Below are 12,511 nucleotides of genomic sequence, written 5' to 3'. Positions count from 1 at the left end.
GAGTGCTGAAATGCAATCAATTGCTCATATTCGGGTGAGTGATAAGAAGGTGCAAACCGTGGAACGGCATTTGCTCGAAGTGAAGACGTTGGCGGAAGAGTACGGTAAGAAATTGAATATTCCTCATGTCACCGGGCTGGCGGGCATGCTTCATGATATGGGGAAATATACGGAGAAGTTCAAGACATACATATTGGAGGCTGTGAGCGGAGTCGAGAATCGGCTGCGTCGGGGGGATGTTGATCATTCTACGGCCGGAGGACGGTTGCTGTATGATCGTTGTCATGATGCGAAAGCGCCCTATAAAGCGATTTTGGCTGAGGTTGTAGGCAATGCGATTATTTCGCATCACTCCTATTTGCATGATTTTCTGGATCCGGATTTGGAATCTCCTTACTTGAGACGGGTTGCTTGCAAAAAGTTGGAAGAGTTTGATCAGAGCGTCGCAGCCTTTTTTACACATGTCATGAACGAGCAGGACTTCAAGCAATATGTGGAGCAGGCAGCTGTGGAGATAGAGCAGTATCTAGCTAGAGTACCTGCCACAACTATGGAACTGAAGCTTATGCTCCTGACGAAGTTCGTATTTAGCGCATTAATTGATGCTGATCGAACGAATACGAGATGGTTTGAAATGGGCGAGCCTGACGAGCCGGAACGGAATACTAAAGAATTGTTTTCAAGTTATTATGAAAGACTGATGGCGCAGATTCATTCTTTTAAGAAAAAGAAGGACGCCCATACGCCGATTGCCCTGTTGCGAAGCGAAATGTCCGAGCTATGCGAACGTTTTGCCGCGAAGCCGTCTTCTATTTATACGTTGTCGATTCCAACCGGGGGCGGCAAGACGCTGGCCAGCTTGAGATATGCCTTGAAGCACGCGTTAAACTTTGACAAAAAACGGATTATTTATGTCGTCCCTTTTACGACGATTATTGAGCAGAATGCAGCTACGGTACGAGAAATATTGCAAGATGAAGTGAATATTCTGGAGCATCATTCCAACGTCGTAGAAGTGGAGGTGGAGGAAGACGACGAGGATCAGGACGGGCTGGCGCTGACTGCGCGGCAAAAGGCGAATCTGGCTAAGGACAATTGGGATGCGCCGATTATTTTTACGACGATGGTGCAATTTCTAAACGTGTTTTTCGCTCACGGGAGCCGGAACATACGCAGGCTCCATAACTTGTGTGATGCCGTCATTATATTTGACGAAGTGCAGAAGGTCCCTACGCATTGCATCTCGCTGTTCAACCAGGCGCTGAACTTTTTGAAGGAGTACGGAGGCTCCAGTATTGTGCTGTGTACGGCGACGCAACCGGCGCTCCAGTTCGTGGAGCAGAAGCTGGAATTGGCAGAGGACGCTGAGATGATAAGTAATCTCGATGAGGTAATTGATGCGTTCAAGCGTGTTGATTTGATCGATAAAGCTACCGAGCGGGCCACGAGTACGGAAGAATTGGCATGCTTTGTCCAAGACACCATTCAGGAAGCAGGCAATATTCTGGGCATCTTGAATACGAAGTCGGTCGTGAAGTCGTTGTATGAGCGGTTGCAGGTGATGTGGGAACAACACCAGTTCGGCGAGGACGAGGAAATCTTTTTGTACCATTTGAGTACGTCGATGTGTGCCGCTCACCGGTCTGCCATTTTAAAAAAAGTAAGGGCGCATCTCGAAGCAGAGGAAAAAGTGATTTGCGTCAGCACACAGTTGATTGAAGCCGGAGTAGATGTCAGCTTCGAGTGCGTTATACGCTCCCTGGCCGGATTGGATTCGATCGCGCAAGCGGCGGGACGGTGCAATCGGCATAGGAAGGATGAGATCCGGAACGTCTACATTATCGACCACGCGGAAGAGAATCTGAAGCATTTGAAGGAGATTCAAATCGGCAAGGAACTGACACGCACGATGCTTGTCGATATGAAGCGGGATGCCGCGGCGCATGGGGGCCATTTATTGTCGCAGCAGGCGATGGAATTTTATTTTCAGAGGTTCTATATAAGGATGGAAGCGGATTTGAATAATTTTGTACCTAAGCTACACAAAAATATGACGGACTTGCTATATGCCGGACGGTATGAAACGGACAGCTATTTCCAGGCCTATCACAAGAAGAAGGAAGAGGAGAAGGCGAAGGACACATGGTTGCCGCTAGTTCTCGCCAATAGCTATGGCACCGCCGCGAAATATTTTCATGTTATTGACGATCATACCCGCGCTGTCATTGTTCCCTATGGAGGAGGCGCAGAAGTGATTGCCGACCTGAACGGAAGCGGCACGATCGATGATATGACGCGTCTGCTGAAGAGGGCGCAGCAGTTCACGGTCAACCTGTATGAACACGATCTCCGCCAGTTGGATCGCAGTGGCGGAGTGGAGAACTGTCTGGACGGAAAGGTGCTCGTATTAAAAGAGGGAGCCTACAGCGAGCATTTTGGAGTTGAACTGAACAGCGACAGCGCCATGGGATTTTTGGGTTGTTTCTAGAAGAGTGAAGCCTATCTTTTACAGATAGGCTCCTAATAAAATACTATATTTTTCAATCCGCGCTATTCCAGCGACAACTTAAACTATTATAGCACAATTAAGGTATTTGAGAATGCGGACATTTTTTGGTTTTCTGTTCAGGTGTGAAACAAAAAGTTCATATAATATTTTATTAGATTATCATTGACCCTGTTTAGAAGAGAGTATAGTATAAAAGGTGTAAGAAAATTATGGAAAGGGGGCAGCGCATTGATACGCAACAGCATTGAGTTCGAAGTGTTCGGGACTTACGCGTTGTTTACAGATCCGTTAACGAAACTGGGCGGGGAGAAGATGTCATATCCCGTCCCAAGTTATCAAGCATTAAAGGGGATCGTCGAGTCAATCTACTGGAAACCTACTATCCTCTTCATTGTGGATGCCGTTCGCGTCATGAACCCGATTCGGATGGAGTCCAAAGGAGTCCGACCGATTGATTATGGGGGAGGAAATACGCTTGCGTACTATTCCTATTTGAAGGATGTTCGCTACCAATGCCGGGCTCATTTCGTATTCAACCCGAACCGGGCGGACTTAGAGTATGATCGCAACGAAAATAAGCACCACAATATTTTGAAGCGCGCGTTGCGGGCCGGAGGACGCCGGGATATTTTCTTGGGAGCAAGAGAATGTCAAGGTTACGTAGAACCATGCGAGTTTGGCTCAGGAGAGGGCTTCTATGACAATTATGGCGAACTTCATCTCGGAACGATGGTGCACGGCATTAACTATCCCGACGAGACAGGAAGGCAGCAGATGGAGACGCGGCTATGGAATCCGGTCATGAAAAATGGTGTCATTGAATTTATCAAACCGGAAGAGTGTAAGATGGTTCGTCCCGTGGCTGAGATGCAACCGAAGACGTTCGCGGCCGGGGAGATCGAGGCGGTTGAGGAACTGGAGGCCCGCCTGGAAGCGGAGGGAAGCCGATGAGTTGGATGCAGCAATTATATGAGACGTATGAATCGAACCTGGATCGGGTCGGGGTTGTCGAGAAGAAGCATAACGGGCAGGAGTTTACGCTGCTTCCGATTTCTCATACGACACAGACGGCGCATATTGAAGTTCGTGTCACGGAAGACGGGGAATTCCATTCAGCCATCGTCGTTGACAAGAGCGATGCCAGTACTTTGATCCCGTGCACAGAGGACTCCTCCAGCCGTTCGGGGACTGCCGTATTTCCTTATCCGCTGCATGATAAGCTAAGCTATGTGGCTGGAGACTACATTGACTATGGCGGACAAGCCAAGAAAGCGGATCAGTTCAAAGCCTATATCGAAAAGCTGGAAGAATGGGCTTTATCGCCATTTTGCCATCCTCATGTGGCCAGTATTTTTAAGTACCTGAATAAAAAAAGGCTCGTTCGCGATCTGGTCGAAAAAGAGAACCTGTTGTCCCTCGATGGGATCGGGTGTCTGCTTGGGAAATGGGATAAAAAATACGGTGACGAGAAACCGCCGTTGTTTGGCGTGCTCAATGGCGAACAAGAAAGCGCATTCATTCGGTTTGCGGTCTACTCCCCGGTGCGGCCGCTCAAGGAAGTGTGGAAAGATCCGAAGGTGTATGATTCGTTCATTCGCTACTATAACAGTAAGCTGGGCAACAACAAGCTATGTTATGTGACGGGGCAATTGGTGCCAGGTACGGACAAGCATGCGAACAAAATACGAAATCCGGCAGACAAAGCGAAATTGATCTCGGCCAGCGATACAAGCGGCTTTACGTTCCGAGGCCGGTTCAGCAGCAGTCAGGAAGCGGCGGGCATTAGCTATGAGGTATCGCAAAAAGCCCATAATGCGCTGAAATGGCTGATTAACCGCCAAGGGAAAATCATTGATGGGCGCGTATTTCTCGTGTGGTCGAACGATGCGGTAGACGTGCCGGCTCCCGGAGAGGATACCTTTGCCCTATTTCCGGAACAAAGCGCGGCGCATAAAAGGGAGTCTTTCACGAACGAAGGGCTGGCGCGGGACATTGGGGGTTACCTGGCTGGGTATGGAGCAGGACAGAAGCTGTCGATTACGAATCCCGCTGTGAACCTGTTGATTCTTGATTCTGCGACGACCGGGCGTATGGCTGTGCTCTATTATCGCAATCTGGACAAGAAGCATTATTTTGAGAAGCTGGTGGAATGGCATTCCAGTTGCGTATGGCTGCACCGTTACCGTAAAGATGAGCAAGGCGACTATGTTCAATTTTTCGGTACACCGGCGACGAAAGATATTGCTTATGCCGCTTACGGAACATCAGCCAGCGACAAGCTCATAAAAGGGCTGATGGAACGCATGCTGCCGTGCATGGTCGACGGCGTCAAAATTCCGGCGGATATTGTGAATAGCGTTGTTCGCCGGGCGTCCAATCCGGTGGCGATGGAGAAGTGGGAATGGGAGAAGACACTGAGCATTGCTTGCGCGTTAGTCAATAAAGCTTATGAGAAGGAGGGGTTCCAGGTGGCGCTGGACAAGGAGAATACGGACCGAAGCTATTTGTTTGGAAGATTGTTGGCGGTGGCTGACGTATTCGAACGGAGGGTTTTGGACGAAGAGGCGAAACGTTCAGGCAAATCTGGAACGGGGCATGCAAGAGTCAGCAATGCCATCCGTTACATGAATTCCTTTGCGCAGCACCCTGCGAGAACTTGGAAAACGATACAAGCCGCTTTGCAACCCTATCAAATGCGGTTAGGTTCTAAGGGATATTATTTATCGAGTTTAATTGATGAGATAGCCTCGAAGTTCAATTTTGAGGATATGAACAACAAGCCATTATCTGATAAGTACTTGCTCGGCTTTTATAGTCAAAGGCACGAACTTTATCAAAAAAAGGACAAAAATCATGATTCAACCGAAACTAATCAATCCAACGAAGGAGCGAACGAACAATGACAATTCTCGATCATAAAATTGATTTTGCGGTCGTATTCTCAGTCACGAAAGCGAATCCGAACGGTGATCCGTTAAACGGCAACCGGCCCCGTCAAAACTATGACGGGCACGGCGAAGTATCGGATGTGGCTCTAAAGCGGAAAATTAGAAACCGACTGCAAGATAGCGGTGAGTCTATTTTTGTCCAATCTAATGATAGAAGCGATGATCAGCTCAAAAGCTTGCGCGAGCGCGCAGAAGCAAATGAAGCACTGGCGAAAATATTAAAACAAAAAGACAGTTCCGGCGAAGAGTTCGCGAAGATTGCTTGCGAGCAGTGGATCGATGTCCGCAGCTTCGGCCAGGTATTTGCCTTCAAGGGCAGTGGAGATAAAGGGGTATCTGTTGGTGTGCGCGGTCCGGTGTCGATTCATACGGCAACGAGCGTCGATCCGATTGATATTACGAGTATGCAAATTACAAAGAGTGTCAACTCGGAGCCGGGCAAAGAGAGAGGCTCGGATACGATGGGGATGAAGCACCGCGTAGACTTCGGCGTGTACGAATTTTATGGCAGCATCAATACGCAGTTGGCGGAAAAGACGGGCTTCACCGTGGAGGATGCGGAGAAAATCAAGCATGCGCTCGTTACGCTGTTCGAAAATGACGCTTCTTCCGCCAGACCGGAAGGAAGTATGGAAGTGCACAAGGTATATTGGTGGGAGCATAGCTCCAAGTTGGGTCAATATTCATCCGCGAAAGTGCACCGCTCATTGCATGTCAGCAAAAACAAGGAAGAACCAAAATCCTTTGAAGAAGACTATGACATTACGCTGAACGAGCTGGAAGGGCTGAAGGTTGAGATCATCGATGGCCTATAATGATGAGGACAACTACTTATTGCTGTCTGGCATCCAGCATTTTCAATTCTGCAAGCGGCAATGGGCGTTGATTCATATCGAACAGCAATGGGAAGAAAATGTGAAGACGATCGAAGGGCAACATCTCCATCGCAATGCAGATCAACCGTTCACGAGGGAAAAGCGCGGCGACAAGCTTGTCGTTCGCGCTATGTCTGTCAAGTCGCATGAATTGAAGCTAACAGGCATCTGTGATGTGGTGGAATTCGTACAAGACAGCCGCGGAGTAGAGATTCGTGGGGCTGAAGGCAAATATATCGCTTATCCTGTTGAGTACAAGCGCGGCAAGCCGAAGACGGATGAATCAGATGTATTGCAACTGGCTGCGCAAGCGCTCTGTCTGGAAGAGATGCTGTTGTGCGATGTACAGACCGGATATATTTTTTATCAAGAGTTGAAGCATCGAATTGAAGTTCCGCTTACGGATGATGTGAAGCAGAGGGTCAGAGTTGTCGCAGCGGAGATGCATGATTATTACAAGCGCAACCATACACCCAAAGTAAAAGGCGGGCCATATTGCAAAAACTGCTCGCTGCAATCCATCTGTCTCCCAGCTCTGATGAATAAACGGACGGTAAAAAGTTATATTGAGGGGAAGATCAGAGATGAAGCGTCTTCTTAACACGTTATATGTAAACCAGCCGGACGTTTATATGGCATTGGACGGGGACAATATTGTGCTGCTGAAGGGAGAAGAGAAGCTGGGCCGTCTTCCGTTGCACAATCTGGAAGCTATCGTCGCTTTTGGTTATACAGGAGCAAGTCCTGCGTTGATGGGGTATTGTGCGGATCGGAATATAGCGATCACCTTTATGACGATGAGTGGGCGGTTTTTGGCGCGTGTCATTGGACAGAGCAAAGGGAACGTTGTTCTGCGAAAAAAACAATATCTTGTCTCCGAGAATGAGACTTCGTCAGCCCAAATTGCACGCAACTTTATAGTGGCCAAAATTTTCAATCATAAATGGATGATTGAACGAATGACGAGAGACTACCCGCTAAGGATAGATGTCGCTCAGTTCAAGGAGATTTCCGGGCAGTTGTCATCCTTTATGCTGGAAGTGAGAGAGTGTGAGGATCTGGAGCGGTTAAGAGGCTTGGAAGGACAGGCTGCGGTCAGTTACAATAAGGCGATGGGTCAAATGATTCTGCAGCAGACAGACGATTTTTATTTTCGTTCCCGTTCGCGCAGACCACCGCTGGATAATGTGAATGCAATGCTGTCCCTTGCATATACGTTATTAGCGAATGATATGGCAGCTGCCGTGGAAGCGGTTGGTCTGGATGCATATGTTGGGTTCCTGCATCGGGATCGTCCAGGGCGGGCTTCACTGGCGTTGGATGTTATGGAAGAATTGCGGGGAATCTATGCAGATAAATTTGTTCTAACTATGATCAATAAGAAAATCGTGAACAAAGATGATTTTTATACAAAGGAAAATGGCGCTGTTCTTATGACAGATGAGGCCAGAAAGAAATTTTTAACGGCATGGCAAAATAAAAAACAAGAGAAAATCATGCACCCGTATTTAGGTGAGAAAATAAGCTGGGGCTTAGTGCCACATGCCCAAGCATTGTTGCTGGCGCGTTATTTGCGCAATGATCTGGATGAATACCCTCCATTTCTATGGAAGTAGGTGTTTCGATTGCTAGTGTTAATCACATATGATGTAAAGACGACGACCAGTGCGGGCCAACGAAGGCTGCGCAGAGTCTCAAAACTGTGCCAGAACTACGGCCAGAGAGTTCAAAACTCCGTCTTTGAATGTAATGTAGACGCTGCTCAATTCGCCAGCCTGAAGATTCAATTGGCGGATATTATAGAACAAAAGGAAGACAGCCTGCGCTTTTATCAATTGGGGAACAACTATAAAAACAAGGTTGACCATATCGGCGTGAAAGAATCAATTGATATGGAAGGGCCACTAATTATCTAGTGCGAATGTAGAGTGCACATGAAATCCCTGGGGGATTCGCACCATGTTTTTTCTATATTATAGGCAAAATCCATTATATGGTTTGTTGCAAAAATGAAAAAGACCTATTTTTAGCTTGATTCTATAGCTCTTTTGATTAATTCCATCATATTAAGAACGAAATGTGATTTTCACAATCATTTTTCGCTGTCGCATCCTACGCGGATGCGTGGATTGAAATCTTCTCCGATCATCGCCAACGTCGGCCCTGTAGCGTCGCATCCTACGCGGATGCGTGGATTGAAATATTCAGCTCCAGGAGCCGGCACCACTCAAATCACGTCGCATCCTACGCGGATGCGTGGATTGAAATGTCTAAACAAATGATGCTACTCGGCTGCTGCGCAGTCGCATCCTACGCGGATGCGTGGATTGAAATTCGACTTCGTAATGCAGATCCCTGATCGTGTAGGGGTCGCATCCTACGCGGATGCGTGGATTGAAATAAGCAACATAGAAGACTTTCCGCCTCCAGATTTAGTCGCATCCTACGCGGATGCGTGGATTGAAATCGGGTGGAAATGCCACTCATAGAGAACAACATATGTCGCATCCTACGCGGATGCGTGGATTGAAATTTCGTAACGCCAACCGAGTCCGTCAACGTACTATGTCGCATCCTACGCGGATGCGTGGATTGAAATCCTGATATTGCGCCGTGGCCGTTTTTTGGAGCTGTCGCATCCTACGCGGATGCGTGGATTGAAATTTACTTTCAGGATATGGATGGATTGCTTACATAAGTCGCATCCTACGCGGATGCGTGGATTGAAATGTAGATCCCCATATTCCAGTGTTTCATCTCATCGTCGCATCCTACGCGGATGCGTGGATTGAAATTGTAACGCTATCGCTAAAGCTTCATCTTTCGAAAGTCGCATCCTACGCGGATGCGTGGATTGAAATTCGATCCGTGAGTCCATGTCGGTCTCGGATCTCACGTCGCATCCTACGCGGATGCGTGGATTGAAATCAGAAAACTGGACGAGGATCGATTAAGAGCATTGGGTCGCATCCTACGCGGATGCGTGGATTGAAATATTGCTCCATGAATTGTACGAAGTCAGAGAGATGTCGCATCCTACGCGGATGCGTGGATTGAAATATAATACCCATAGGTATGAAAATGACATTTTCAAGTCGCATCCTATGCGGATATGAAATTAAAGTTAAAAGAGGAGGATAGTAAAATGGAAGCGATGCTAGACAAGTATAAAGGATGCCTAGTCGGGCTGGCCGTAGGGGACGCATTAGGGACTACGGTGGAATTCCGTTCTCCGGGAACTTTTCCTCCGGTAACGGATATGGTCGGAGGCGGCGTATTTGATCTGCAGCCCGGTCAGTGGACGGACGACACTTCGATGGCGCTCTGTTTGGCAGATAGTCTGCTCGCTATGAAGGGATTTGATCCCGTTGATCAGATGGAGCGATACAAAAAATGGATGAGAGAAGGGTATATGAGCAGCACGGGAGAATGCTTTGATATAGGCAATGCGACACGTGAAGCCATCCTCCGGCACGAAAGAACGGGCGAAGGCTACTGCGGGTCCGATAATCCGAACGCTGCTGGCAACGGCTCTATTATGAGACTGGCGCCAATCCCTATGTATTATGCAGAGCAGCCGAGGCCGGCAATGATCTATGCTGCGGCAAGCTCCAGGACGACCCATGCCGCTGCGGTATGCGTGGATGCTTGCAAGTTGTTCGCAGCTTTTATAATGGCTGCACTGAAAGGATGGCCAAAGGAACGGTTGCTGGACTCCGCGGCATTTGATGAATGGTTGGGAACAGAGCCCTTAATGCCGCGAATCGAGGCTGTTCGCAAGGGCTCTTATCGCTTTAGTGAGCCGCCTGATATTAAGGGCTCGGGATATGTCGTAAAATCGCTTGAAGCCGCTTTGTGGGCCTTCGCCAAGTCGTCATCTTTTGAAGAAGGCGCATTGTTGGCGGTTAATCTCGGCGATGATGCCGATACGACCGGAGCGGTTTATGGTCAGTTGGCAGGAGCTTATTATGGTTACCAGGGCATTCCGCAGCAATGGTTACATAAGCTGGCGATGAGAGAAATGATAATGAGTTTATCTGTCGATTTATATAATAATAGGATTGCTGGCAATTGCTAATAGCGGTGTATGCTGCAATCGCTGTGTTCTATACCCTTAGCGATTCCTGCCTCTTGATTGAAAAACAATACATTAACGCAGCCCGGCTTATAGGAATTTGACAGGGGGAATAACCTGCATGAGAGGTCGTCGAAGTATAGTGTGGCTTGTTGTGGTAGGCATATTTTTAGTTGCTGGAATGGCGGGAATCGGTTGGGATAATCTTCAGAGCGGCACTAGGGCCAAACCTGTATCGTTGGGGACGACGATAAAAGGGGATCCGCGTACTTCCCGGGCATTTACTTGGCATACCGCAAGCACTGGCTTGCAAGGGAAAGTGCAAGTGAAGGAGGGAATGGAAGCTGACACTTGGGACGGAGAAAATGTACTGACCTTTACTGCAGACTCAGCGAGTATCATTTCCGAGAAGGGGAAGCCGGAGAGCATACATAAAGCGGAGGCGATTGGCCTTAAGCCGGGTACGACTTACGTGTATCGCGTAGGCAACGGAGAAAACGGGGGATGGAGTGAGCCAGCTGTATTTGTGACGGAAGAGGCGGAGCCAGATACATTTTCGTTCATTAACGTAACCGACTCGCAAGGCGTAACCGAAGCGGATTTTACTTTGTGGGGACGCACGCTGAATCAGGCATTCGCGACTTTTCCTGATGCCCGGTTTATTGTTCATAACGGTGACTTGACGGAAGAACCGGACAATGAAAAAGGATGGGAGTCTTTTTTTGGACAAGTTGCTAAGTGGCTGGTCAGTGTTCCGTTGATGCCGGTAACAGGCAATCATGATGAAATTGAAGGCAACGCAGAGCGCTTCACTTCTCATTTTAACGTGCCGGATAATGGGGCGGACGGATCGATTCAGGGCACGAGTTATTCGTTCGATTACGGCTATGCTCACATCGTAGTGTTAAATACGGAGTCGAACATTAAGCGGCAGACCGACTGGCTGCGGGAGGATTTGGCGAACAATGACAAGCCTTGGGTTATCGCGGCAATGCATCGTCCGGCTTACGGAGGCAACACCAATAAGAAGGTACAGGATTGGGTAAAGGTATTCGATCAATTCGGCGTCGATTTGGTGCTGCAAGGCCATAATCATGAATATTCGAGATCGCATCCAGTTCGCAACGGACAGATCGCCCCTGAAGGAGAGGGCACGGTATATGTTGTCACTAACGCAGCAGGCCCCAAATTTAATGCTTTGAAAAAAAACAAGTTTTATCATGCCGTCCATTTTCAAAACAACAAGCAGATGTTTGCGGGGATCACTGTCAGTGAGCACACCCTCAGCTATCAAGCCTATGATGTGGACGGTATTCTACAGGATGAATTCGTGCTAACTCGTGAGTAGAGGCCGGAATGATTGACTCGTTTGCGGTAGAAGTCTTAGGGACGAGCTTTATGCTTCTTCTAGATCTTATTAATGGCGAAATCGTATCCGTCAATGTTTCAGGATTTTAGATATTTGCTGGGAACAACGGTAGAGGCAAAAATACGATGCGAACTGTGAGCGTGGACAGGTTTGGCATTAGTAACTTGCTCAGCACTATAAAAATATACACATAGGCAACAGCCCTTTATTAGTGGATAACAACTTTAAAAACAAGACTGAGCATAATTGGTGTGTACGAGTTGCACGATATGGAAGAGTCACTGATTATCAAGTGCGAATGTATAGTGCACATGAAATCCCCGGGGGATTCGCACCAGATTTTTTCTATATTATAGGTAAAATCCATTTTGTGGTTTGTTGCTGAAATGAAAAATAACTTACTTTTAGATGATTCTATAGTTATTTTGATTAATTGAATCATATCAAGAACGAATTGTGATTGTTACAATCATTTTTCGCTGTCGCATCCTATACGGATGCGTGGATTGAAATAGCTCCTCCGCTTGCTTGCGCCAATTGTGAACGTCCGTCGCATCCTATACGGATGCGTGGATTGAAATAAATCTCTGACCCTGAATGACGTCGAATCCGTCGTCGCATCCTATACGGATGCGTGGATTGAAATGGCTATAACAGCCTCTTGCTTTGCCGGATCCATGGTCGCATCCTATACGGATGCGTGGATTGAAATCTGTGCTGTTTGGCTCATTTTGG

General features: G+C 47.8%; 9 protein-coding genes and 1 CRISPR repeat array. All 9 genes read left to right on the top strand.

The features are described from left to right. Window positions 1-10: 10 nt before the first annotated feature. The 9 genes from cas3 to DQX05_RS04805 all read left to right on the top strand — a co-directional run bounded on the left by cas3 (window position 11) and on the right by DQX05_RS04805 (window position 11,755). A complete protein-coding gene (gene cas3 / locus DQX05_RS04845; protein WP_119791364.1) occupies window positions 11-2,488 on the top strand; it encodes a CRISPR-associated helicase Cas3' in 2,478 nt (825 codons plus the stop codon). A 252-nt stretch (window positions 2,489-2,740) separates the two neighbouring features. Further along, a complete protein-coding gene (gene cas5c, locus DQX05_RS04840) occupies window positions 2,741-3,460 on the top strand; it encodes a type I-C CRISPR-associated protein Cas5c (protein ID WP_119791457.1) in 720 nt (239 codons plus the stop codon). Beyond that, complete coding sequence (gene cas8c, locus DQX05_RS04835) at window positions 3,457-5,412, top strand: type I-C CRISPR-associated protein Cas8c/Csd1 (protein WP_119791362.1); 1,956 nt, start codon at window positions 3,457-3,459, stop codon at window positions 5,410-5,412. The genes cas5c and cas8c overlap by 4 nt, the downstream gene beginning before the upstream one ends. After that, window positions 5,409-6,272 carry a type I-C CRISPR-associated protein Cas7/Csd2 gene (cas7c, locus tag DQX05_RS04830; protein WP_119791361.1) on the top strand — a complete coding sequence of 288 codons (864 nt, stop codon included), beginning with the start codon at window positions 5,409-5,411 and terminating at the stop codon, window positions 6,270-6,272. Before cas8c ends, cas7c begins: the two co-directional genes overlap by 4 nt. Beyond that, window positions 6,262-6,933, top strand: a complete 672-nt coding sequence (gene cas4 / locus DQX05_RS04825) for a CRISPR-associated protein Cas4 (protein WP_119791359.1) — start codon at window positions 6,262-6,264, stop codon at window positions 6,931-6,933. Before cas7c ends, cas4 begins: the two co-directional genes overlap by 11 nt. Next, window positions 6,917-7,948: a type I-C CRISPR-associated endonuclease Cas1c gene (gene cas1c, locus DQX05_RS04820; RefSeq protein WP_119791358.1), complete on the top strand. Its 1,032-nt coding sequence runs from the start codon at window positions 6,917-6,919 to the stop codon at window positions 7,946-7,948. Before cas4 ends, cas1c begins: the two co-directional genes overlap by 17 nt. A 9-nt stretch (window positions 7,949-7,957) precedes the next feature. Continuing rightward, on the top strand, window positions 7,958-8,248 hold the full coding sequence (cas2, locus tag DQX05_RS04815) for a CRISPR-associated endonuclease Cas2 (RefSeq protein ID WP_119791356.1): 291 nt from the start codon (window positions 7,958-7,960) through the stop codon (window positions 8,246-8,248). A gap of 188 nt (window positions 8,249-8,436) precedes the next feature. Continuing rightward, a CRISPR array of direct repeats spans window positions 8,437-9,392; the repeat unit is 32 nt; unit sequence GTCGCATCCTACGCGGATGCGTGGATTGAAAT. 85 nt (window positions 9,393-9,477) lie between these two features. Then, window positions 9,478-10,410: an ADP-ribosylglycohydrolase family protein gene (locus DQX05_RS04810; protein ID WP_119791319.1), complete on the top strand. Its 933-nt coding sequence runs from the start codon at window positions 9,478-9,480 to the stop codon at window positions 10,408-10,410. Window positions 10,411-10,528: 118 nt separating this feature from the next. Further along, window positions 10,529-11,755, top strand: coding sequence for a purple acid phosphatase family protein (locus tag DQX05_RS04805; protein ID WP_119791317.1), 1,227 nt, complete (start codon window positions 10,529-10,531; stop codon window positions 11,753-11,755). Window positions 11,756-12,511: the final 756 nt, after the last annotated feature.

Origin of the sequence: Paenibacillus thiaminolyticus (genome assembly GCF_003591545.1) — a bacterium.
Lineage (GTDB): Bacteria > Bacillota > Bacilli > Paenibacillales > Paenibacillaceae > Paenibacillus_B > Paenibacillus_B thiaminolyticus_A.
Note: the sequence above shows the minus strand (reverse complement) of the source record. Positions and strands in the feature narration are given on the sequence as shown.